We start from the raw sequence: 22,577 nt of genomic DNA on the forward strand, positions 1-22,577 counted from the left end.
GAGCGCGCCGCCGCGAGCGCCGCGCTCGCCGGCTTCGGCGCAGACGAGCCCGCCTCGCCGCCCCCACGCGTCGGCCCCGAGCCGGAACCGCCACCCGCCGCCGACGAGCCCGCGCCGTTCGACGAGCCGGTCGCGGAGCCGGTCGCGGAGCCCGTCGCCGAGCCCGTCGCCGAGCCCGTCGCCGAGCCCGTCGCGGAGTTGCCGCGGGCCGAGCAGGCCCCTCCCGAGGAGATCGCCGCGGCGCCCCTCGGCCTGGAGAAGGCCGGTCGGCAAGACGGCGAGGTCGAAACGCCCCCGGCGCAGGAGCCGCCGGCGGACGAGCCCGTCGCCGAGGAGCCGCCCGCCCCCGAGGCTCCCGTCTCCGCCGAGCCCCCGGTCGAGGAGCCCCTAGTCGAAGAGCACCCGGTCGAAGAGCCCCCGGTCGAGGAGCCCGCTCCCGAGGAGTCGAACGCAGAGGCCGCCGAGCCGGAGGCCGCGCCGGCGACGTCGTCCGAAGCCGCGCCCGCCGACGAGCGCCCCGCGTCCAAGCCCATCGACCCGTTCTCCGTCGAGGAAATCGAGGCCGAGTTCGCCCGCCTGCTCGGGCGCGCGCCGACCCGCGACGACAGGTCCTGAGCTTATCCAGCGGCTTCGCCGCGGCGCCGCTTGCGTCGCGGCGGCCGATTGCGCAGCGTCCGGGACCGTGGCGGCAATCGGCGAATCAGGGACATGACCGGCCTCGACCTCGACGCGACCGCGCGTCGCGCCCGCCGCGTGCGGGCCGCGGCGGCCGGGCTCGCGCTGGCGGCCTCCGCCGGCGGCCTCCTCGTCTCGACCGCCGGTCCCGCCGCGGCGCAATCGATCACGCTCGATCTCGGCGAGGGCGCCGGCGTCACCGAGCGCGCGCTCCAGCTCGTCGCGCTGATCACGGTCCTTGCGCTCGCGCCCTCGATCCTGGTGATGATCACCTCCTTCACGCGGATCGTGGTCGTGCTCTCGCTGCTGCGCTCGGCGATCGGCACGCAGACGGCGCCGCCCAACGGGGTGATCGTCTCGCTGGCGCTCTTCCTCACCGCCTTCGTGATGGCGCCGACCTTCCAGGCTGCCTACGACGAGGGCATCCAGCCGCTGCTCGCCGAAGAGATCGGGCCGGAGGAGGCGTTCGACCGCGGCATCGCGCCGTTTCGCACCTTCATGCTCGCCCACGTGCGCGAGCGCGACCTCGAGCTCTTCGTCGGCCTCTCGGGAGACGCGGCCCCCCAGACACCCGACGACCTCGGGCTGCACGTGCTCGTGCCCGCCTTCATGATCTCGGAGCTGCGCCGGGCCTTCGAGATCGGCTTCCTGCTGTTCGTGCCCTTCCTCATCATCGACCTCGTGGTCGCCTCGATCCTGATGTCGGTGGGCATGATGATGCTGCCGCCCATCACGGTCTCGCTGCCGTTCAAGCTGATCTTCTTCGTTCTGGTGGACGGCTGGAGCCTGGTGGCGGGCTCGCTCGTGCAGAGCTACGGCGGGGGATAGCGCGCGCCGTCCGCCTCAGAGCGCCTGCTGCCCGTCCGTCGCCCGCGCCTCCGGGCCGGGCACCGGAACCGGCGTCGGCTCGGTCGCCGGCGGCGCCTCGGCCGCGCCGTCGGGCGCCGCCGCAGGCGGGTCCGCCGGCGCTCCCGCCTCCGCCATCGGCCCGACCGGCAGCGCGGCCCCGGGGTGGCGCGCCTGCAGCGCGGCGAGGAAGTCGGCGAGCGTGTCCTGGTTCGAGATCGTGCGCGCCGCCTCGCGGAAGGCGGGCGTGGCGATCGCGGCGGGATCCGAGAGGACCGCGAAGCCCGGTGCGTCGGCGGAGTCGTTCATCGCGTCGGCGAACTTCGCCTTCAGCCGGTCGAGGCCGATCGCGTCCTGGCCGAGATTGTAGGCGAGCGCCGCGCGCATCACGTCGATGCGCTCGCGGTCGCCGAGCTCGCGCTCCTCCCGCCAGCTCGTACCCGCGAGCGCCTCGTGCGCCTCGCCCGCCTCGCGCCAGCGCCGGCCGGTCCACCAGACGTCCGCGCGCAGGCGGTCGATCTCCGGGCCGCTCTCGTCCTCGATCACCTCGAGCGCGAGATCCGTGCGCGAGAGGTCGGAGAGCGCGCGCGCCTCGATGAGGTTGCGCACGCGCCGCACGGCCTGCGGCAGCTCGGCGATGCGCGTGCGCTCGATCGTCGACAGCGCCTCCGCCGGCTGGCCGTCGATCAGCCGGATCGTCGCGAGCCGCGCCGCCACCGCCGCACGGCCCGCACCCTCGAGCCGGTTGTCGACCTGGTGCGTGAGCAGCTCGGCCGCCTTGTCGAGCAGCCCGAGCGAGACCAGACGATCCGCGAGGCGCCGCACGATCTCGTCGCCGCGCCGGCCGATCGGCAGGAACTCCTTGAAGTCGAAGAACAGCGCCACCGCCTCGACCTCGTCGAGGTCCGCGCCGCGACCGGACAGGAACAGGTCGTCGAAGGCCTGCGCCGTCTCCTCGTGGAGCTGCAGCGTCACCGGGTGGTCCGGGTAGATCAGGTTGGCCATGTGGGCGGTGAAGAAGGCGTCGCGCCAGCGCTGCGCATCGGCGTAGAGCCGCCCGAGCAGACCGTTGGTCTCGACCTCGATCTCGTCCCCGCGCCATGCGATCGACAGGTGCTCGAGGGCCTCGATGGCTTCGGACGCCTCCATCGCGCCCTCGGCCAGAGCGAGGCGCACGCGGGCGAGCTCGGCCTCCGCCGCGACCGGCCGCGATGCGCTCTCCGCGAGCCGCGTCAGCTCGGCGAGGGCGAACTCGACGCGGCCGGTCTGCGTGTCGACGAGGGCGCGCACGAGGTCGACCTCGTCGGTGGGCACCGCGCCCGGGTGCAGCCGTGCGATGCGGGTCAGCTGCTCGTCGGCGAAGCCGAAGTCGCGCTCGGCGAGGCCGGCACGGACGGCGGCGAGGCGCAGGAGGCCCTGCAGGTCGTCCGGATAGGCGTCGAGCACCCGCTCGGCGCGGCCGAAGCCGGCGATCGCGCGCGGTGCCGGCCCGCGTTTCGCGTCGACGTAGGCCCGCCACAGCACCGCCTCGGGCAGGTCGATCACCTCGTCCTGCGTGAGCAACGCCTCGGCCGCGTCGAAGCGCCGGTTCATCGCGGCGAGGATGCCCTCGAGCAGGCGCACCTTCGCGTCGGAGGCGAGATCCGGATCCTCGGCGAGCGCGAAGCGGTGGGTGCCCCAGGCCTCGGGCGCGAGGCCGTGGGCGAGGAGCGCGCGCGCGAGCGCCAGGCGCTCGCGGCTGCGCTCGGGGACGGGCGCGTCCACGATCCGCGCCAGCCGCGCGCGCTGGTCGGCCTGCGCCGAGCCGCGCTGCGCCTCGACCCAGTCGTCGTGATCGAGGACGAGGTCGAGCGGCGCGTCCGTCGCGCCGCCCTCGTCCGTATCCGGCAGCGCGATCGAGAGCCCCGCGCCGCGGCCCACATGGACGCCGTCGAGATCGGCGCGCACCACGACGTCGTCGGCGATCGCGGCGACGGCGACGCCGTGGGCGGTGGGAAGGAGCTCGAGCTCGGTGAAGCGCCGGGTCGAGGGCACGTTGCGCGCCGGGCCGGGCGCGGTGACGACGGCGATCCGCTCGCCGCCCCCGGCGAGGCCGATCCAGTGCACCCCGGTGGCGTCGAGCAGGTCGAGGGCGAGGCCGGTTCGGCCGCTGTCCTCGAGCACGGCGCGCACGCCGATCGGCTCCGGCGCGGCCTGCGCCGGCGTGCCGATGGTGAGCGTCCAGCCGCCCTCCTCCGGCGTGAGGCGCGCGACGCGCGGCTCCGTCAGGCGCAGCCGCGTGGTGACGAAGGGACCCTCGCGCGCGAGCGACTCCAGCCGGGCGAAATCCGCGGCGACGCCCGACAGGTCCGGCTCCGGCAGGGTCGCGGGGGACTGGAAGACGACCGTGACTACGCCCGCGCGGGTGAAGGCCGCTGCGGGAACGGTGGCCGCGACCGGAAAGGCGATGCGCAGACCGTCGGCGTCGACGCCCACGACCGGGACGTCGCGGACGGCGTCGATCGGCGCGGGAGCGGCGGCCGGAGCCTCGGCGATCGTCGGCGCGGGCGCGGTCTCCGGCGCGGGCGTGGTGTCGGGCACGGGCTCCGCGATCGGCGCCGCCGCGCGGGGCTGGGCCACGACGGGCGGATCGTCGGTGGGAGGCGCGTCCTCAGGCGCGGGTACGGCGTCCGGCGGCGCTGCGCCCTCGTCCTGCCCCGGCAGGAACGGCACGAGCCCGAGCGCCGCGCGCACGGGCGCGACGCCCCCGGCGGCGGGATCGACGGGCTCGATGTCGAGGACGAAGCCGTCCTCCTCGCGGAAACCGCGGGAGGTGTAGCCCTCGGCGAGGTCGATCCGCACGTAGAGCGCCTCGCCGGTGTCGTCCTCCGAGACGTCGGCGATGCCGGGAATGGTGGGCAGCAGGCGCTCGGGCTCCAGCGCCAGGCGCCCGTCGAAGAAGAGCGTGGTCGAGCGCTCGTTGGAGCGCGCCTCGACGGGCACGCCCTCGGGGGCGGCGAAGATCAGGCGGGTCAGCCCAGGCAGCTCGGCGACGCGCACGGGCATGGGTGCGGGCATCGCGTCGCGGCGCGCTGCGCGCTCGGCCGCGAAGCGCTCCTCGGCGGCCGCCGCGCGGCGCGCGAGATCGGCGACCACGTCCTCCGGGAGGCCCGGCGGCATGCCGCGCCAGGCCTCGGGCAACAGATCGACGAAGACGGTCTCGCCCGCCGGCAGCACGCTCGCCGAGAAGTTCTGCGAGAGCGCCATGCGCAGCCCCGTCCCGTCGGGATCGCGCCTCACCTGGTTCACGTAGGAGGGTATCTCCTCCGCGACACGCTCGGTGACGATCTCCACCGGGCGATCGAAGCGGATGACGAGGACGCCGTTGTCGGCGCGCGCGGCGACGGTGACGGCGGTGTCGAAGTCGAGCCGGATGCGGCCCCAGGTGGGCTCCTGCGCGGCGCGCACGCGCGCCTGCGTCGTCTCGCCGGCCGGCGCCTCCTGCGCATCGGCGGGCACGAGCCCGCGGCCGTCGATCGGCGCCGCCAGCGACAGCGCGAGCGCGAGGGCGAGGACGCGATGCGCCCGCCCCGCCGGCCTCTCACGCTGTCTCCTCGCCCTCGTCACGCGCCGGTCGCCCCCTGGCGGCGAGCTTTCTCTCGCCGATCAACGGTCTTAGCGGCTCGCGGTTAATGGAGGGCTTAACGGGCCGGCGGAGGGGGCGGGCGTCACGCGCCCTCCAACGCCGCGGCGATCAGCGCGGGGCGGGCGCCCACGTCCGTCGGGCAGCCGAGCGCGAGCCAGCGCGCACGCGCCCGCGCCATCGCCGCGCCGACGGCGGGGCCCTTCGGCACGCCCGCCGCGACGAGATCGCGGCCGCGCAGCGGGATCGTCGGCACGCGCGCGGGATCGGCCTCGTAGGCGGCGATCGCCTCGGCGGCCTCGGGCGCGATTCCCGGCCGCGGCTCGCCCGCGAGCGCGGCGAGCGCGTCGGCGACGGCCCGCGGCGGATCGTCGGCGACGAGCCGTCGCACGCCGACCGGGTCGAGGGGCGCGGGGGCGTCGTGCAGGCGCTCGACGAGGCGGGCGTAGGTGTCGAGCCGGTCGCCGTCGGCGTTGGGCAGCCGCAGGCGCTCGCGCAGCCGCGCCGCGTCCTCGCGCGTGGCGACGGCGAGCGCGGCGAGCCGGCCGGTCGCGTCGCGCCCCGCGGCGACGGCGCGCGCGAGCCGCGCCCCGTCCCCGATCCCCCCGAGGAAGCGGCCGAGGAAGCCCGCCTGCGCCATCGCGACGACGATCTCGACCGCGCGGCGTGCGCCGAGGAGCCGCATCAGCTCGTTGCGCACGCGCTCGCGGGACAGGATCGCGACGCCCTCGCGCTCCAGGACCGCCGCATGCAGCCCCTCCGCGTCGAGAGCGCCGTGCGCGAAATCCGCCGAGAAGCGGAAGAAGCGCAGGATGCGCAGGTAGTCCTCGCGGATGCGCCGGCGCGCGTCGCCGATGAAGCGCACCCGCCCCGCGGCGAGATCCTCGGCGCCACCGGCGTAGTCGTGCAGGCGCCCCGCGACGTCGAGGGAGAGCGCGTTGAGGGTGAAGTCGCGGCGCAGCGCGTCGGCGGCGAAGTCGCGCCCGAAGCGCACGACCGCGTGGCGCCCGAAGGTCTCGACGTCCTCGCGCAGGCTCGTCACCTCGTAGGGCTCGCCCTCGACGACGACGGTGAGCGTGCCGTGGGCGAGCCCGGTCGGCACGACCTTGAAGCCCGCGGCCTCGGCCCGCGCCCGCGTGACGTCGGGATGCGCGGTCGTGGCGAGGTCGACCTCGTGCACGGGACGGCCGACGAGCGCGTTGCGCACCGCCCCGCCGACGATGCGGGTCTCCTCGCCCGCCCCGTTCAAAGTCTCGAGGAGCAGCGCGACCCGCCCGTCCGCGAGGAGCGCGGCGAGGGCCGCACGGTCGAGATCGCGCGCCTCGCGGCTCATTCGAACCGGCCCGGCGTGACCGTCCCGTCCTGGTAGCTCGGCGGCTGGTACACGCCCGTAGCCCGCGGCGCCACCGCACCCGTATAGACGAGGGCCGCGACGACGAGCACGAGCCCCGCGATCGCGAGCGGCGGGATCGAGCGCTCCCAATGCTCGAAGGCGAGCGGGTTGCGCTGCCGGATCAGCAGGTAGACGAAGAAGGCGACGAAGGGCAGGAAGAAGAACAGCAATTGCTGCAGGAGCGCGCGGGTCATGGAGCCTCCGGGCTGCGGGCCTGGGCGGGCTCGCGCGTCAGCCGCTCGTGGAGATGCCGCAGGATGCCCGCCGTCACGCCCCACACATAGCGGTTCGCGTGGGAGATCGCATAGTATCGCCGCAGCCGCCCGTTCCAGGCGCGCACGTGCAGTTCGTGGTTCCCCTCGTCGAAGGCGTGGACGAGCGGCACCTCGAAGACCTCCGTCACCTCCGCCGGGTTGAGCCTCAGCGCGAAGCCCTCCGACACGAGGCCGACCACCGGAATCACGAGATAGCCCGAGGTCGAGAGGTAGGTGTCGGAGTAGCCGAGCCGTGCGACGAAGCGCGCGTCGAGCCCGATCTCCTCGCGCGCCTCCCGCAAGGCGGCGTCCCACGGCCCGGCGTCGCCCGCGTCGATTCGCCCACCGGGGAAGGCCACCTGCCCGGAATGGGCGCGCAGCCGGCTCGAACGGGTGGTGAACAGCAGCGTCGGGCCCTCGGGTCGGCGCACGATGGGGACGAGCACGGCCGCGCGTTTCGGGTCGCGCGCCAGCGGCAGGCCGGCGTTGAGATCGTGATCGCCCCGCGCCGCCTCGAGCCGGCCGATCGGCTCCGGCGCGAGGCGGGTGCGGGCGCGCTCGAGGAGTTCCGCCTCTGTCATGGGGCGCGGGTCGCAGAGGATCGCGACGCCCCTGCCGACGTCGCCTGCCGGCAGGCTCGCATCGCCACGCGTGTCGATAGAAACGCGCGTCGCCTGCCATCTTCGGCGGCTCCGGACGTGCGGGGTCCGGAACGTGGTCGAACGGCGCCGACGCACCCTGTCCTTCCCTGTAGGGGAAGGGGGCTCGGCGCAGCCGAGACGGATGGGGCGCGCGGCACGCGCGTTCGGCGAAGCCGAAGAGCACCGGTGGGGCCGGACACCGAGGCTTCCGCTTCGCGGAACGCGTCGCTGCGCGCCGCGCCCCATCCGTCGCCGACTTTGCCGGCGACATCTTCCCCTACAGGGACGGAGAGCGCTTGCACCGATCTCGGCGCTGGCCCGGTCGAGCGGGCGGGGCGCCGCAGATCCGTGCACTCGCCGAGCACGAGGGGGAGGGGAGACCCTCGGCGGCCTGCGTTCGCGTTCTCACCCCGCATCGGCGGCGTCCATCATCGGCCAGAACCCGCCGCCCGCGGCGACGCCCCAGACCTCGCGGCCGTCGATCGTGCGCGGCTGCGCCATCTCGGCGAGGTCGTAGGCGAGCGCGCGGGTGACGAGTGCCCACAGCCCGCCGCGGACCTTCACGTAGGGCTTTGCGCCGCCGTGCGCGTCGCGGGCGAAGACGAGGGGGTGATCGGCATCGACCGTCACCACGTCGTCGACGTTGGTGCGGAACGCCAGCCGGCGCGCCTCGCCCTCACCCTCCACCGCCATCTCGACGGCCAGGAAGGGCGCGTCCTCGACGACGATTCCCACCCGCTCGACGGGGGTGACGAGCACGAATCGCTCCGGGTCCTTGCGCAGCACGGAGGCGAACAGCTTCACGAGCGCCGGCCGGCCGATCGGCGTGCCCTGGTAGAACCAGGTGCCGTCGGCGGCGATGCGCATGTCGATCTCGCCGCAATAGGGAGGATTCCAGCGCTCCACCGGCGGCGCGCCGCGCCCGCCCTTCGCCGCGGCGACGAGGCGGGAGAGCGCGTCGCCGCCGCCGGTCTCGAACTCGTGATCAGCCATGGTGCACACCCTCGCCCTTCGCGCGCCATCTTGCCAGAAGAGAAGTGGCGTCGCGCCCCCGCTTCGTCGAACGCGCGGGCGGCCGCGGCGTTCGCGGATCTCAGGGCTGCGGCGGCGCGCCTCGCTTGCCACGACGGCGCGATCGGCCCCAGACTTGCCTCTCGGCTCCGGCCTGGCTCCGGTCCGCAACATCGAAGGTAGCCGCATGTCCCACTCCACCGCGCCCGACACGACCGATCTCGACGCGGCGATCGCCCGCTCGGCGGAGACCACGCTCGCCGCGCTCTCGCGCGCCCGCGAGGCGATCCACGGCGTGATCTTCGGCCAGGAGAAGGTCGTCGACCTCGCGCTGGTGACGATCCTCGCCGGCGGCCACGGCCTCCTCGTCGGCGTGCCGGGGCTCGCCAAGACGAAGCTCGTCGACACGCTGGGCACCGTGCTCGGGCTCGACGCGCGGCGCGTGCAGTTCACGCCCGACCTGATGCCCTCCGACATCCTGGGCTCGGAGATCCTGGAGGAGACCGCCGACCGGCGACGCCATTTCCGCTTCATCAAGGGCCCGATCTTCGCGCAGCTCTTGATGGCGGACGAGATCAACCGGGCGAGCCCGCGCACGCAATCCGCGCTGCTCCAGGCCATGCAGGAGCATCACGTCTCGGTGGGCGGAGAGCGCCACGATCTGCCGCGGCCCTTCCACGTGCTCGCGACCCAGAACCCGATCGAGCAGGAGGGCACCTATCCCCTCCCCGAGGCGCAGCTCGACCGCTTCCTGCTCGAGATCGACGTCGGCTATCCCGACCGGGTCGCCGAGCGGCGCATCCTGATCGAGACCACCGGCGTCGACGAGGCCCGGCCCGTCGCCGTCCTCTCCGGCGAGGAGCTGATGCAGGCCCAGCGTCTCGCCCGGCGCCTGCCGGTCGGCGAGAGCGTCGTCGAGGCGATCCTCGACCTCGTGCGCGCCGCGCGCCCCGGCGAGGGCGACGCCTCGGTCACGGACAAGCTGCTCTGGGGTCCCGGACCGCGCGCCTCGCAGGCGCTGATGTTCGCCGTGCGGGCCCGCGCGCTGATCGAGGGGCGGCTGTCGCCGTCGGTGGAGGACGTCGCGGCGCTCGCCGAGCCCGTGCTCAAGCACCGCATGGCGCTCACCTTCGCCGCGCGCGCCGACGGCGAGACCATCCCGGCCCTCGTCAGGCGCCTCGTCGAGCGCCTCCCGGCGCGGACTTCGGGCTGAGGGCGGGCGCATGGCGCGCGTGCGGGTCCACGAGCCGGCGATCAGGAACCCCGGGCGCGCCGAGGCGGACGCGGCGCTGGCGCTCGCGCATCGCCTGCCGCGCCTCGTGCTGGAGGCGCGGCGCGTCTCCGCGACTCTCGCCCACGGCATCCACGGTCGCCGCCGGGCCGGCCCGGGCGAGAGTTTCTGGCAGTTCCGGCCCTTCCATCCCGGCGAGCCCGCGAGCCGGGTCGACTGGCGCCGCTCGGCGCGCGACGACCGGCTCTACGTGCGCGAGCGCGAGTGGGAGGCCGCGCACTCGGTCTACCTCTGGATCGACCGCTCGGCCTCGATGGCCTTCTCGTCCGACCTCGCGCAGTGCTCGAAGATCGAGCGCGCCGTCGTGCTCGGTCTCGCGCTCGCCGACGCCTTCGTCGAGGCCGGCGAGCGGGTGGGCCTGATCGGCCTCCTGCCGCCGCGCGCCTCGCGGCGGGTGGTCGAGACCTTCGCCGAGGCGATCGCCTCGGACCGCGTCGGCATCGACGCCGACCTGCCGCCGGAGGCGCCGCTGCGCGCCCAGGACGAGGCGCTCCTCGTCTCCGACTTCCTCACCCCGATCTCCGAGATCGCGCCGCGTATCGAGAGCCTGTCGACGAGCGGCGCGCGCGGGCATCTCCTGATGATCGCGGACCCCGTGGAGGAGACCTTCCCCTTCGCCGGCCAGGCGGTGCTCGAGGATCTCGAGGGCGGCGGCCGGCTGCGCGTCGGCGACGCCGCCGCCTGGGGCGAGGGCTTCCGCACGCGCCTCGCCGAGCATCGCGGCGCGCTCGCCGACCTCGTCCGGCGCCGCGGCTGGACGCTGACGCTCCATCGCACGGACCGCCCCGCGAGCGAGGCGGCGCTGCGGGTCCTCACCCTGGTGGGCGCCTCGCGCTCCGGCCAGGGCCTGACGGGAGCGGCCTGAGATGAGCTTCGCGGCCCCCCTCGTCCTCGCCGCGCTCGTGGCGCTGCCCGCGATCTGGCTGCTCCTGCGGGTGACGCCGCCGCAGCCGCGGCTGATCGCCTTCCCGCCCTTGAAGATCATCCGCGACCTCGCGCCCCGCCGCGAGACGCCGGCGCGGACGCCGTGGTGGCTGCTGGCGCTGCGTCTCGCGATCGCCGCCGCGCTGATCCTCGCCGCCGCCGGCCCGATCCTCAACCCGCCCCCGGCCCTCGACGGCGCGGCCGACGCGCCGGTGCTGCTCGTCGTCGACAACGGCGCGCTCGCCGCCGGAGACTGGGAGCGCCGCGCGGGCGTCCTCGTCGAGCAGGGCGAGGCGCTCGCGCGCGAGGGGCGCTCGCTCGGCATCGTCGCGACGGCCGAGCCGACGCCGCGGATCCCGCTGCTCGCCCCCGCGGCGGCGCTGGAGCGCCTGCGCGCCATCCGCCCCGCGCCCCATCTCGCCGGGCGCGCCGCCGCCCTCCCCGCCGTCGCCGACTTCCTCGCCGAGCACCCCGACGCACAGATCGTGTGGATCTCCGACGGGGTCGCCGGGCCGGAGGAGGACGGGTTCTCGGCCGCGCTGGCGGAGGTGGTGGGCGATCGCTCGATCGTCGTCTTCTCCGAGCAGCGCGCCCCCGCGCGTGCCCTCGCGGGCACCGACAACAGCGCCGCCGGCCTCGTCGCGACGCTGGTGCGCGCCGAGCCGAACGGCCGCGACGCGGGCGTGCTGCGCGCGGTCGACCTGCGCGGGCTGCCCGTCGGCGAGACGCCCTTCGCCTTCGAGCCGGGCGCGACCGAGGCGACCGCGCGCTTCGACCTGCCGATCGAGCTGCGCAACGCCATCGCCCGCGTCGAGATCTCCGGCGAGGGCTCGGCGGCGGCGGTGTCCCTGATCGACGAGCGCTCGCAGCGCCGGCGCGTCGGCATCGTCTCCGGCGCGAGCCTCGACCAGGCGCAGCCGCTGCTGGCGCCGACCTTCTACATCGAGCGCGCCCTCGCCCCCTTCGCCGAGATCCTGGAGGCGCGCGGCGGCGCGTCGGAGGGCGTCGAGCGGATGCTCGACGACGACGTCTCCGTGCTGGTGCTCGCCGACGTCGGCGCGCTCGAGCCCGCCGTGGCGGCGCGCGTCGAGGACTTCGTCGCGGCAGGTGGGCTACTGCTGCGCTTCGCCGGCCCGCGGCTCTCCTCGGGATCGGACGATCTCGTCCCGGTGCGCCTGCGCCGCGGCGGTCGCACGCTGGGCGGCGCGCTCTCCTGGGACACGCCGCGCACGCTCGCCCCCTTCACGCGCGAGAGCCCCTTCCAGGGCCTCGCCGTGCCGGACGACCTCGGCGTGCGCCGCCAGATCCTGGCGGAACCGGACGCGACACTGCCCGAGCGCACCTGGGCGGCGCTCGGGGACGGCACGCCCATCGTCACCGCCGAGCGGCGCGGCGACGGCCTGCTCGTCCTCTTCCACGTCACGGCGGACGCGAGCTGGTCGAACCTGCCGCTGACGGGGCTCTTCGTCGACATGCTCCGACGCACGATCGCCTTCTCGGCGGCGCCCGCCGCCGCGCGGGCGCAGGGCGGCGAGGACGCGGGGCCGCCGGTGGCGCCGCGCCAGGTGCTCGACGGCTTCGGCGCCTTCGTCTCGCCCCCGCCCGACGCGGTTCCGGTGACGCGGGCCTTCGCCGGGCGCGCCGAGGCCGCGCATCCGCCGGGCTTCTACGGCCCGGTCGACGCCGCGCTCGCGATCAACGCGCTCCTGCCGGGCGACCGGCTGGCGCCGCTCGACCTCGCCCCGCTCGACGCCGTGCGCGCACCGCTCGAGCCGGCCGAGACGGTCGACCTGCGCGCGCCCCTCCTCGCCGCCGCCCTGGTGCTCCTCGTGATCGACAGCCTCGCCTCGCTCTGGCTCGGAGGTCATCTCGGCCGGCTCCTCGGGCGCGCCCGACGCGCCGGCGCCGCCGCGGCGATCGTGCTGGGCGCGCTCGGCGCCCTCGCGGCGCCCGATCCGGCCCGCGCCCAGGCGGCGGCAGAGGACATCGGCATCCTGTCGCGCGAGGTGCTGGAGAGCGCCTTCGAGACGCGCCTCGCCTACGTCATCACCGGCGACGCGCGCGTCGACGAGACGAGCCGCGCGGGCCTCGACGGTCTCTCGCGGGTGCTCGCCCGGCGCACCGCGCTCGAGCCCGGCGATCCCGTCGGCGTCGACCTCGACCGCGACGAGCTCGCCTTCTTCCCGCTGCTCTACTGGCCGATCACGCCCGATCGCCCGCTTCCCTCGCCGGAGGCGATCCGGGCGCTCGACGCCTACATGAAGAGCGGCGGCACCGTGATCTTCGACACCCGCGACGCCCTAACCTGGCGCCCCTCCGGCGCGCCGACACCGGAGACCGCCTACCTGCGGCGCATGCTCGCCACCCTCGACATCCCGCCGCTGGAGCCGCTGCCGGCGGACCACGTCATCACCAAGACCTTCTACATCCTGCGCGAGCTGCCCGGCCGCTTCGACCGCTCGCAGACCTGGGTCGAGGCGATGCCCGCCGTCGGCGCGGACGACGTCGTACGCCCCGCCCGCTCGGGGGACGGCGTCTCGCCGATCATCATCACGGGCAACGACCTCGCCGCCGCCTGGGCGATCGGCCCCGGCGGCGAGCCGATGTACCCGGTCACCGGATCGGGCACCCGCCAGCGCGAGATGGCCTATCGCGCGGGGGTCAACATCGTCATGTACACCCTCACCGGGAACTACAAGGCGGACCAGGTGCACGTCCCCGCCCTGCTCGAGCGGCTCGGAAACTAGAGGCTAGAAGCCCTTGCTGACGCTCTCCTTCTCGCCTCTCGTCCCCGAGCCCGTCCTGTGGGCGGCGGCGGCGCTCGCCGCGATCGTCGCGATCGTCTCGGTGCTCGCCCGCGGCGCGCCGGCCATGCTGCGCGCGCTCGCGCTGGCGATCCTCGTCCTGGCGCTCGCCAACCCCGCCCTCGTCGAGGAGGAGCGCGAGCCCGTCGACGACGTCGTCGCCGTCGTCGTCGACGAGAGCGCCTCGCAAGGACTCGGCGAACGCGCTGCGATGACGGAGGCGGTGCGCGAGGAACTCGACCGGCGACTCTCGACCATGCAGAACGTCGTGCCCCGCTTCATCGCCGTGGAGGACGGCGCGGGGGACGACGGCACGCTCCTCTTCCGGGCGCTCGCCAACGGCCTCGCCGACGTGCCGCCCGACCGGATCGCCGGCGTGATCCTCGTCACCGACGGCGTCGTCCACGACATCCCGGACGCCGTCGGCCAGCTCGGCTTCCGCGCACCGCTGCATGCGCTGATCACCGGGCGCGAGACCGAGCGCGACCGCCAGATCCGCCTCGTGCGCGCCCCGCGCTTCGGCATCGTCGGGCGCGAGCAGACGATCGAGGCCATGGTCGAGGAGCGCAACGGCACGGGCTCGGCCCTCGTCACGGTACGCCGCGACGGCGAGGTCATGGCCCGCCGCGACGTGCCCACCGGGCGCACCTTCGCCGTCCCGGTGACCATCGACCGCGGCGGCGCCAACGTCGTCGAGATCGAGGTCGAGCCGCTCGAGGAGGAGCTGACCCGGGCCAACAACCGCGCCGTCGTCGAGATCGAGGGCATCCGCGAGAACCTGCGGGTGCTTCTCGTTTCGGGAGAACCTCACGCTGGGGAAAGGGCTTGGCGGAACCTGCTGAAGTCCGACGCGAACGTGGATCTCGTCCACTTCACCATCCTGCGCCCGCCGCACAAACAGGACGGCACGCCGATCGACGAGCTCTCGCTGATCGCCTTCCCCACCCGCGAGCTGTTCCAGGAGAAGATCGACGAGTTCGACCTCATCATCTTCGACCGCTACGCCAACCAGTCGATCCTGCCGTCGATCTATTTCGACAACATCGTCTCCTACGTGGAGAACGGCGGGGCGGTGCTGTTCGCCGCCGGGCCGGAATTCGCCACCGTCGCCTCGCTCGCCCGGACCCGGCTCTCGCCGATCATCCCCGGCGTGCCCACCGGCGAGATCCTGGAGGAGCCCTACAAGGCCGAGATCACGGCGGTGGGGACCCGCCATCCGGTGACGCGTGGGCTCGACGGCTCGGAGGTCTCGCCGCCGGCCTGGGGCGAGTGGCTGCGCCTCCTCGACGCGGACGTGCGCGCCGGCGACACGGTGATGTCGGGCGTCGACGGGCGCCCCCTCCTCGTTCTCGAGCGCTACGACGAGGGACGCGTCGCGCTGCTCCTGTCCGATCACGCGTGGCTCTGGGCGCGCGGCTTCCGCGAGGGCGGCCCCTATCTCGATCTCCTGCGCCGCACCGCGCATTGGCTGATGAAGGAGCCGGCGCTCGAGGAGGAGGCCCTGCGCGCCTCCGCAGAGGGGCGCACGATCGCGATCGAGCGCCAGAGCATGGGCGAGACGCCCTCCCCCGTGACGCTCACCGCTCCCTCCGGCGAGAGCGTCGGCGTGGCGCTCGAGCCCGCCGCGCCGGGTCTCTGGCGGGCGCGGGTGACCGGCGCCGAGCTCGGCCTGCACGAGCTGCGCGCCGACGGGCTCGTCGCCTTCGTCAGCGTCGGCCCGGCGAACCCGCGCGAGATGCGCGACGTGTTCTCCGCGGTGGCGCATCTCGCACCCATCGCCGAGGCGACCGGCGGCTCCGTGCGCCGCCTGGCGGAGGGCGCCGGCGCGGTCGTCGTGCCGCGCATCCAGACGGTGCGCTCGGACACGCGGCTGTCAGGCGCGGACTGGATCGGCATCCGCCCGAGCGAGTCCGCCGTGGTCCGCGGCGTCTCGGTCGTGCCGCTGGCGCTCGGCTTCGTCGGCGTGGTGCTGCTGCTCGGCGCCGTGCTCGCCGGCTGGCTGGCGGAGGGCGCGCGCCGGCGCGCCTGAGACCGGCATGGCGGGCTTCCGGGCCTTCCTTGCGGAAATCCGCGCAATTCGACGTGATCGGCCAACAGGATCTTGGTCCTGACGCGTAATCGCGCCGCGATCGCGGCGGTTGCGGGGCGATTCGCTCGAATTGTCCGTATTCGTTTCAGCGCGGGGCGAATTCCCGTCGGCAGTCTCTCCCGTGGACAGGGAGAGACGACATGAACACCAAGCATTTCGCTTCGGCGCTGGCCGGCATCGCGATGCTCCTCTCGGGCGCCGCCCAGGCGCTCCCCGCCGTCGGGGTGGCGAGCCAGGACTGGGGCCGGGCACAGCCGATACAGGGCTGGACGGAGTTCTGTCGCTCGTATCCCGGCGAATGCGTCGTCGACCGCAGCGAGCCGGAGACGATCCGCCTGACGCCGGAGATCTGGCGCACGATCGTGGAGGTCAACCAGCGCGTGAACGCGGCCGTCCGCCCGGCCACCGACTGGGAGCTCTACGGCGTCGCCGACCTCTGGACGTTCCCGGTCAACGGCTACGGCGACTGCGAGGACTACCAGCTCCTCAAGCGCAATCTCCTCGCCCAGGCCGGCCTGCCCCGGCGCGCGATGCGCATGACCGTCGTCATCGACGAGAACGACGAGGGCCACGCCGTGCTGATGGTCCGTACGGACCGTGGCGACTTCATCCTCGACAACGTGCGCGACGCCGTCCTGCCCTGGCACGACACCGGCTACGTCTACGTCAAGCGCGAGGGATCCGCCGGCACGGCCTGGACCTCGCTCGGCCACGTCCGCTCGCCCACCGCCACGGCCCGGAGGGACTGACGCGCGGCGACCGATTCGGAACACGAGCGGCGCCCGCGGGCGCGGAACGCCGCTCCAACGGATGCGACACCCGGTCACGTCCCCACCCTCCCCGTCCCCGACCGGGATCGCACGAGGGGCCAGCCGCGAGGCTGGCCCCTCACCCATTTCGGGGCCGCTCCCCTTCGGGGGAGGCCGCCACCGGCGCACCTACGGCCAAGCTCGTTGCGAAAAATCAGAGTGTTGCGCGGAACCAACGCATCACGTCATCGTTGACGCCCTCCGTCTTCCGACTCTTGAGCCCGCCGCCCGGCCGTGGCAGCTTCGTAACAGAAGCTTAACAACGATCCGTGGGGCGCGGTCATGCGGCAGATTGGGAAAGCGGGCGGCGGCGGCCGCGACATCATCGTGCGCCTCGCGCACGCTGCACGCAAGATCGCTCTCCTGGCCGCGATCGGCGGGGCCGGAGCGATCGGCGCCGGCACACCGGGCGCCGCCCTCGCCGGGCCGTTTCCCGAGGCCACGATCCAGCTCGCGACGACGGGCGGCGCCCGTCCGGTCCCGGCCTGGGTCCGCTTCTGCGCAGCCCATCCCGCCGAATGCGCGATCGACCCGCGCGAGCCCGAGGTCATCGTGCTCACCCCGCAGATCTGGCGGACCGTGGTCGCGATCAACAAGCAGGTGAACCGCGAGATCCGCCCGATGACGGACATGCGTCAGTGGAACGTGGTCGACAGCTGGGACTTCCCGGACACCGGCTACGGCGACTGCGAGGACTACCAGCTCCTCAAGCGCGCGCGCCTCGCGGAGGCCGGCCTCCCGCGCCGGGCCATGCGCATGACGGTGGTGCTCGACGAGAACAACGAGGGCCACGCCGTCCTCGCCATCCGCACGGACCGCGGCGACATGATCCTCGACAACAAGGTCGACGCCGTGAAACCGTGGGGCGAGACGGGCTACACCTACATCAAGCGCGAGGGCTCGACCGGCACCGCCTGGGTCTCCCTCGGCGGCGTCTCCTCGCCCACCACGGTCACCGCCGCGCGCTGAGCGACGCACGCGCGCGAACCCGGCGGCGATCCGCCGTCAATCGATCCGACGAAGCCCTGCGGCGTAGCGCCGCCAGTTCTCGACGTAGCGCTGCGCCGCCTGTCGCAGCGCGAGCACCGCCGCGTCGTCGAGCGTGCGCACCACCCGCGCCGGCGCGCCGACGATCAGCGAGTTGTCGGGAAACTCCTTGCCTTCCGTGATCAGCGCGTTGGCGCCGACGAGGCAATTCTTCCCGATGCGGGCGTGATTGAGGACGGTCGCCCCCATGCCGACCAGGCTCGCCTCGCCGATCGTGCAGCCGTGCAGGATGGCGTGGTGGCCCACCGTGCAGTGCGCCCCGATCGTCAGCGGCGCGCCGGGATCGGTGTGGAGCAGCGCGTGCTCCTGGATGTTCGTGCCCTCGCCGACGTCGATGAGCTCGTTGTCCCCGCGCAGCACCGCCCCGAACCAGACGCCGACGTCGAGCCCGAGCCGCACCTTCCCGATCACCTGCGCATCCGGAGCGACCCAGTACCGCCCGTCCCCGGGAACCTGGGGGGCGACGTCGTCGAGGGCGTAGAGGGGCATGGAGGGGTCCTCGTGGTGGGAGCGAAGGCGGAGGGAAGCGCGGTTCCGACCGGCGCGTCAAGCGCGGCGAGAGGGGTGTCGGCCCGGCACGAGCCGCGCCTCCCCTTCCCTGGAGGCGAGGCAGCCATCGCTCATCCGGTGCTCGGGACCGATGGCCTGCCGCGCCGCGACGAGGCGGATGCGGCGCACCTCACGCCACGATGATCACCCCCTCGTTCGGCCGCAGCCGCACGCCCGGCCCGACGTTCTGGTCGTCGCGGTCGAGGTGCGTCGAGAGGGCGATCCGCCCCGTGCCGCCCGGCAGCCGGAGGTCGGCCACCTCCACCTCGCTTGCGCCGAAGTTGAGCACGACCGTGATCGCGTCGCCCTGGTGGTGGCGCTCGAAGGCGAAGACGTCACCCTCCACCGTCTCGATGCCGGACCAGTCTCCGATCGCGAGCGCCGGCGAGGCGCGGCGCAGCGCGAGGAGCCGGCGGTGGAGGGTGAGCATCGAGCGGGGGTCGCGGTCCTGCGAGGCGACGTTGCGCACGCGCCAGTCGGGCGAGAGCGGCAGCCAGGGCTCCGCCGTGGAGAACCCGGCGTGCTCCGTGTCGTCCCACTGCATCGGCGTGCGCTGCGGATCGCGCGAGAAACCCGCCTCGTGTCGGCCCCAGGCGTCCTCCCCGCGGCCGGGCGGGATGTCGACGTTCGGCATCCCGAGCTCGTCGCCGTAGTAGAGCGTCGGCGTGCCGCGCAGGGTGAGCAGCAGCATCGCCGCGATGCGCGCCTGCGCCTCGCCGACGCGGGCGGCGACACGCTTCTGGTCGTGGTTGCCGAGCACCCAGTTCGGCCAGCCGCCCTGCGGCAGCAGACCCTCGTACTGCGCGACGAGCGCCGCCACCTCCCGCGCCTCCCAAGGCGTGAGGATGAGCTGGAAGTTGAAGGGCAGGTGGGCGCCCGAGAGATCGCGGCCGTAATAGGCCATCAGCCGCTCGAGCGGCAGGTAGATCTCGCCGATCAGGAGGCGGTCGTCGTAGGCGTCGACCACGGCGCGCATCTCGCGGATGACGATCGCCATGTCCTCGTGATCGTTAGAGTGCGCCTGGAGCAGCGTGTCGATCTCCGGCATGCCGGGCTTCCAGCCGGGGTTCGGCGGGTTGTCGCGAAGCTGCGGGTCCTTCATGCAGTAGTAGACGACGTCGAGCCGGAAGCCGTCGATGCCGCGGTCGAGCCAGAAGCGCATGGCGTCGTACATCGCGGCGCGAACCGCGGGGTTGCGCCAGTTCAGGTCCGGCTGCTCGGGGAGGAAGGAGTGCAGGTAGTACTGCCCGGTCGCCTCGTCCCAGGTCCAGGCCGGGCCGGAGAAGACCGAGATCCAGTTGTTGGGCGGCGATCCGTCGGGCCCGGCGTCGCGCCAGACGTACCAGTCGCGCTTCTCGCTCTCGCGCGAGGCGCGGCTCTCCAGGAACCAGGCGTGCCGGTCCGAGGTGTGGTTGGGCACGAAGTCCATGACGACCTTCAGCCCGAGCGCCTTCGCCCGCGCCACCAGCCGGTCGAAGTCGTCCAGCGTGCCGAACAGCGGATGGATGCCCGTGTAGTCGGCGACGTCGTAGCCGTGGTCCTTCATCGGCGAGGGGTAGACCGGGCTGATCCAGACCGCGTCGCAGCCGAGCCCGGCGATGTGGTCGAGCCGCTGCTCGATGCCCTTCAGGTCGCCGATCCCGTCGCCGTCCGTGTCCTGGAACGAGCGGGGATAGACGTGGTAGATGATGCCGCGCTGCCACCATTTCGTGCCGGCGATCATGATGCTCCTCCCGGGTTGGCAGCCGGGTGAACGACGCCGCCGCGCGGGACGTTCCGCGGGCCGGTCCGCGCCGTCGGGGCCGCGTGCATCGTGGCGACGGCGCTCGGCGGCATCGTGGATTTCGGCGATCGTGCTCTTTTCGGCTCCGGAGTGAGCGAGGAGGGTCTCCCTTCCCCTCCCGTTTCATCAGCCTCCGAGGCTCAGGCGGAAGGCGAGGTTCAGGCTCGCCTTCCGCATCCAGCGGAAGCCGATGGACACGCTCAGGCGCGGGAATCTCCACGACATCGCCGTGCCCTCCGTACGATCGAGCGGGTCCTCCGCCCGAGGCCGCCGGGAGGAAGCCCGGCGCGGCGCGCCTGCACCGCCCTGGCGTTTCGCACGATCGCGGGCCGCAGCCTACGTGGACGGCGCAGCGCTCGAAACCGGATCGGTGGCTTTTTCGTCGTTTTCCGACGTTGGAACTCGTTGCCGTTCTGCGGAAGGTGCGCTAGTCTGAGAGCTGGAGTGAGGGGGAAGGGTCTCCCCTCCCCCCTCTCTTTCATCACCGTCCCGAGGACATGCGGAAGGCGAGAGTGAGGCTCGCCTTCCGCCCCCAGCGGAGGGTGATGGACACGCTCAGACGCGGAAACATCCACGACATCGCCGTGCCCTCCGTGCAATCGGGCGGGTCCTCCGCCCGAGGGCGCCGGGAGGAAGCCCGGCGCGGGGCGCCTGCACCGCCCTGGCGTTTCGCACGATCGCGGGCCGCGACCTAGCGATCGCGCGCGGCTCATGCAATCGACTTGCGCGTCATTTCGTCGATCGGGGACATAGCCGCTTCGATCGCCGCTCGCGCGGCGCGATGGCCGGCCGCTCAGCCCGAGAGCGGCCCCACGGCCCGGATCTCGCCGACGAGCGTGCCGTTCCAGTTCCTGATGGCGGCGCCGGCGACGGAATCGGCGAGCGTGCGCTCCTTGTCGTCGAGGTCGAGGAAGCGGCGGATGATCGCCGCCATCATCGCCTCGGCGGCCCGGGTCGCGCCGTCGTCGCACTTGAGCGCGGCGCCGATCCCGAGTTCCGGGAAGGCCGCGCAGTAGACGCCCTCCGCGCCCGTCTTGAGGAACACCCGCGGGCCGAGGCACTCCATCACCCGCGTGTCGAAGCGCCCCGTCCCCGCCACCATGAACGGGTTCTCCGCCACCGCCTTGCGGAGGCGCGCGGCGGCAGCCGCGTAGCCGTCCGAGAGATGGACGCCGGTTCCGAGCTTGGCGAAGCCGTAGGCGAGCGCCGTGAGCGGCACGGCATAGGTCGGGATGGCGCAGCCGTCCGTGCCGCGCCGGTCCGCCGTATGGGTCGCGCCGGTGACCTCCTCGAGCGCCGCCCGAACCTGCTCCATGACCGTATGGTCCGGCCCCACGTAGCCCGCGGGATCGACCTTCGAGGCGCAGGCGAGGCAGACGAAGCCCGCGTGCTTGCCCGAGCAGTTGTTGTGGAGCGCGCTCGGCTGCCCACCGGCTTCCGCGAGCGCGCGGGCCACCTTCTGGTCGAGCGGCCAATGGCAGCCGCATTCGAGCGCACCGAGGTCGCGGCCCGCCTTGGCGAGCATCGCCGCCGCGGTCTCGACGTGGGCGGGCTCGCCGGAATGGGAGGCACAGGCGAGCGCGAGCTCGGCGTCGGTGAGGCCCATCGCGTCCGCGGCCCCGCTCGCGACGAGGGGCAGCGCCTGGATCGCCTTGACGGCCGAGCGCGGGAAGACCGGCTCGTCCACGTCGCCGACGGCGAGCACCGCCGTGCCCTCGGTATCGACCACCGCCACCGCGCCGCGATGGCGGGATTCGACGAGCGCGCCGCGCGTCACCTCGACGAGAACGGGATTGTGCATCTGGGCCTCTCGGGTTCCCGTGTCGGGGCGCGGCCGCGGGCGCGCGTCCCGGAAGGCCGGCCTTTTGACGGATGCGGACGGGGAAGTCAAAGCAGCGGGCGGGCGCGGGCGCGGGTGTGCCGATCCGGCTTCGGGCGCGCAGGCCCTTGCGGCGGGGCGCCGGGCGCGCTTCCCTCGAGCGGGAGAGGAGCCCTGCGATGACGAACGCGCCCATCGACTACGAGGCCGAGTACGACAACCGTGCCCGGGTGCCGGAGCACCCGGAGATCTTCGCCGGCTGGGCGCGCGACGCGGCCGCCTTCCGCACGGCGCATCCGCCGCTCGAGATCGCCTACGGCGCGCGCGAGCGGCAGAGGCTCGACCTGTTCCGGCCGGACGAGGACCGCGCGGCGGCGTCGGTGATGTTCATCCACGGCGGCTACTGGCAGTCGCTCGATCGATCGTACTTCAGCCATCTGGCGGCGGGGCTCCTCGCGCACGGCATCCAGGTCGCGATCCCGAGCTACACGCTCGCCCCGCAGGCGCGCATCGGCGAGATCGTCGAGGAGATGCGCACCGCGGCGCGGGAGATGGCGCGCTTCGACCGTCCGCTCGTCGTCGCTGGCCACTCCGCCGGCGGCCACCTCGCCGCCTGCCTGCTCGGCACGCACTGGAAGGCTGTCTCGCGGGAGCTGCCGGACGATCTCGTGCGGGCGGCCTACGCGATCTCCGGCCTGTTCGACCTCGCGCCGCTCCTGCGCACGAAGGTGAACGGCGCGCTGCGCATGGACGAGGCCGAGGCGAAGGCGGCGAGCCCGCTCCTGTGGGAGCCGATCCCCGGCGGCACCCTCGACGCCGTCGTCGGCGAGACCGAGAGCGCCGAGTACCACCGCCAGAGCCGCGCCATCGTCGAGGCGTGGGGGGCGAAAGGCGTCGCCACCCGCTACGAGTCGGTGCCCGGCCGGCACCATTTCGACGTCGTCGCGCCGCTGGCCGACCCGGGATCGTCCATGGTGGCGCGGCTCGCCGCCCTCGCGCGCGAGGCCTGAGGGCGGCGGG

At 74.0% G+C, this 22,577-nt stretch carries 16 protein-coding genes and 1 pseudogene; 9 read left to right on the forward strand and 8 right to left on the reverse strand.

The genetic code is table 11. The features are described from left to right. Together AB9M23_RS20710 and fliP are read left to right on the forward strand one after the other, a co-directional pair. Window positions 1–615 (forward strand): annotated as a pseudogene (locus AB9M23_RS20710) (hypothetical protein); the annotation flags it as partial. 93 nt (window positions 616–708) lie between these two features. After that, window positions 709–1,503, forward strand: a complete 795-nt coding sequence (gene fliP / locus AB9M23_RS20715; protein ID WP_372426538.1) for a flagellar type III secretion system pore protein FliP — start codon at window positions 709–711, stop codon at window positions 1,501–1,503. 15 nt (window positions 1,504–1,518) lie between these two features. On the opposite strand, the gene AB9M23_RS20720 is transcribed toward fliP, so the two are convergent. From AB9M23_RS20720 to AB9M23_RS20740, 5 genes are all read right to left on the reverse strand, one after another. Continuing rightward, complete coding sequence (locus AB9M23_RS20720) at window positions 1,519–5,127, reverse strand: tetratricopeptide repeat protein (protein WP_372426539.1); 3,609 nt, start codon at window positions 5,125–5,127, stop codon at window positions 1,519–1,521. A 101-nt stretch (window positions 5,128–5,228) separates the two neighbouring features. After that, window positions 5,229–6,476 (reverse strand): CCA tRNA nucleotidyltransferase, encoded by a 1,248-nt coding sequence (locus AB9M23_RS20725; protein ID WP_372426540.1) that lies wholly within the window; start codon window positions 6,474–6,476, stop codon window positions 5,229–5,231. Then, complete coding sequence (locus tag AB9M23_RS20730) at window positions 6,473–6,730, reverse strand: DUF6111 family protein (protein WP_372426542.1); 258 nt, start codon at window positions 6,728–6,730, stop codon at window positions 6,473–6,475. The genes AB9M23_RS20725 and AB9M23_RS20730 overlap by 4 nt, the downstream gene beginning before the upstream one ends. Further along, window positions 6,727–7,371, reverse strand: coding sequence for a CoA pyrophosphatase (locus AB9M23_RS20735; RefSeq protein ID WP_372426544.1), 645 nt, complete (start codon window positions 7,369–7,371; stop codon window positions 6,727–6,729). Before AB9M23_RS20735 ends, AB9M23_RS20730 begins: the two co-directional genes overlap by 4 nt. Before the next feature lie 465 nt (window positions 7,372–7,836). Continuing rightward, a complete protein-coding gene (locus AB9M23_RS20740; protein ID WP_372426545.1) occupies window positions 7,837–8,424 on the reverse strand; it encodes a DUF1285 domain-containing protein in 588 nt (195 codons plus the stop codon). A gap of 205 nt (window positions 8,425–8,629) precedes the next feature. Between AB9M23_RS20740 and AB9M23_RS20745 the strand changes: the two genes are divergently transcribed. From AB9M23_RS20745 to AB9M23_RS20770, 6 genes are all read left to right on the forward strand, one after another. After that, entirely contained in the window at window positions 8,630–9,655 is a 1,026-nt protein-coding gene (locus AB9M23_RS20745; protein WP_372426546.1) for an AAA family ATPase, read from the forward strand. Between the two features lie 10 nt (window positions 9,656–9,665). After that, on the forward strand, window positions 9,666–10,598 hold the full coding sequence (locus AB9M23_RS20750) for a DUF58 domain-containing protein (RefSeq protein WP_372426547.1): 933 nt from the start codon (window positions 9,666–9,668) through the stop codon (window positions 10,596–10,598). Window position 10,599: 1 nt separating this feature from the next. Then, the gene (locus AB9M23_RS20755) at window positions 10,600–13,404 is read left to right on the forward strand and encodes a DUF4159 domain-containing protein (protein ID WP_372426548.1); all 2,805 of its coding nucleotides are present in this window, start codon (window positions 10,600–10,602) and stop codon (window positions 13,402–13,404) included. A gap of 13 nt (window positions 13,405–13,417) precedes the next feature. Then, window positions 13,418–15,490: a hypothetical protein gene (locus tag AB9M23_RS20760; protein ID WP_372426549.1), complete on the forward strand. Its 2,073-nt coding sequence runs from the start codon at window positions 13,418–13,420 to the stop codon at window positions 15,488–15,490. A 200-nt stretch (window positions 15,491–15,690) separates the two neighbouring features. Then, a complete protein-coding gene (locus AB9M23_RS20765; protein WP_372426551.1) occupies window positions 15,691–16,299 on the forward strand; it encodes a transglutaminase-like cysteine peptidase in 609 nt (202 codons plus the stop codon). Between the two features lie 387 nt (window positions 16,300–16,686). Continuing rightward, complete coding sequence (locus tag AB9M23_RS20770) at window positions 16,687–17,328, forward strand: transglutaminase-like cysteine peptidase (RefSeq protein ID WP_372426552.1); 642 nt, start codon at window positions 16,687–16,689, stop codon at window positions 17,326–17,328. A 36-nt stretch (window positions 17,329–17,364) separates the two neighbouring features. Here AB9M23_RS20770 and AB9M23_RS20775 read toward each other — a convergent pair whose 3' ends face one another. From AB9M23_RS20775 to AB9M23_RS20785, 3 genes are all read right to left on the reverse strand, one after another. After that, window positions 17,365–17,895 carry a gamma carbonic anhydrase family protein gene (locus tag AB9M23_RS20775; protein WP_372426553.1) on the reverse strand — a complete coding sequence of 177 codons (531 nt, stop codon included), beginning with the start codon at window positions 17,893–17,895 and terminating at the stop codon, window positions 17,365–17,367. 190 nt (window positions 17,896–18,085) lie between these two features. Continuing rightward, the gene (locus AB9M23_RS20780; protein ID WP_372426555.1) at window positions 18,086–19,678 is read right to left on the reverse strand and encodes an alpha-amylase family glycosyl hydrolase; all 1,593 of its coding nucleotides are present in this window, start codon (window positions 19,676–19,678) and stop codon (window positions 18,086–18,088) included. Between the two features lie 853 nt (window positions 19,679–20,531). Next, the gene (locus tag AB9M23_RS20785; RefSeq protein WP_372426557.1) at window positions 20,532–21,539 is read right to left on the reverse strand and encodes an asparaginase; all 1,008 of its coding nucleotides are present in this window, start codon (window positions 21,537–21,539) and stop codon (window positions 20,532–20,534) included. A 197-nt stretch (window positions 21,540–21,736) separates the two neighbouring features. Here AB9M23_RS20785 and AB9M23_RS20790 point away from each other — a divergent pair, with 197 nt between their 5' ends. Continuing rightward, a complete protein-coding gene (locus tag AB9M23_RS20790) occupies window positions 21,737–22,567 on the forward strand; it encodes an alpha/beta hydrolase (protein ID WP_372426558.1) in 831 nt (276 codons plus the stop codon). The last annotated feature ends 10 nt before the right edge of the window (window positions 22,568–22,577 follow it).

Source organism: Salinarimonas chemoclinalis (assembly GCF_041514305.1).
GTDB classification, from domain to species: domain Bacteria; phylum Pseudomonadota; class Alphaproteobacteria; order Rhizobiales; family Beijerinckiaceae; genus Salinarimonas; species Salinarimonas chemoclinalis.

Coding starts and splice junctions, on each gene's coding strand:
- fliP (WP_372426538.1), top strand. CDS start 709: ATGACCGGCCTCGACCTCGACGCGACCGCGCGTCGCGCCCGCCGCGTG.
- AB9M23_RS20725 (WP_372426540.1), bottom strand. CDS start 6,476: ATGAGCCGCGAGGCGCGCGATCTCGACCGTGCGGCCCTCGCCGCGCTC.
- AB9M23_RS20730 (WP_372426542.1), bottom strand. CDS start 6,730: ATGACCCGCGCGCTCCTGCAGCAATTGCTGTTCTTCTTCCTGCCCTTC.
- AB9M23_RS20735 (WP_372426544.1), bottom strand. CDS start 7,371: ATGACAGAGGCGGAACTCCTCGAGCGCGCCCGCACCCGCCTCGCGCCG.
- AB9M23_RS20740 (WP_372426545.1), bottom strand. CDS start 8,424: ATGGCTGATCACGAGTTCGAGACCGGCGGCGGCGACGCGCTCTCCCGC.
- AB9M23_RS20745 (WP_372426546.1), top strand. CDS start 8,630: ATGTCCCACTCCACCGCGCCCGACACGACCGATCTCGACGCGGCGATC.
- AB9M23_RS20750 (WP_372426547.1), top strand. CDS start 9,666: ATGGCGCGCGTGCGGGTCCACGAGCCGGCGATCAGGAACCCCGGGCGC.
- AB9M23_RS20755 (WP_372426548.1), top strand. CDS start 10,600: ATGAGCTTCGCGGCCCCCCTCGTCCTCGCCGCGCTCGTGGCGCTGCCC.
- AB9M23_RS20765 (WP_372426551.1), top strand. CDS start 15,691: ATGAACACCAAGCATTTCGCTTCGGCGCTGGCCGGCATCGCGATGCTC.
- AB9M23_RS20775 (WP_372426553.1), bottom strand. CDS start 17,895: ATGCCCCTCTACGCCCTCGACGACGTCGCCCCCCAGGTTCCCGGGGAC.
- AB9M23_RS20780 (WP_372426555.1), bottom strand. CDS start 19,678: ATGATCGCCGGCACGAAATGGTGGCAGCGCGGCATCATCTACCACGTC.
- AB9M23_RS20785 (WP_372426557.1), bottom strand. CDS start 21,539: ATGCACAATCCCGTTCTCGTCGAGGTGACGCGCGGCGCGCTCGTCGAA.
- AB9M23_RS20790 (WP_372426558.1), top strand. CDS start 21,737: ATGACGAACGCGCCCATCGACTACGAGGCCGAGTACGACAACCGTGCC.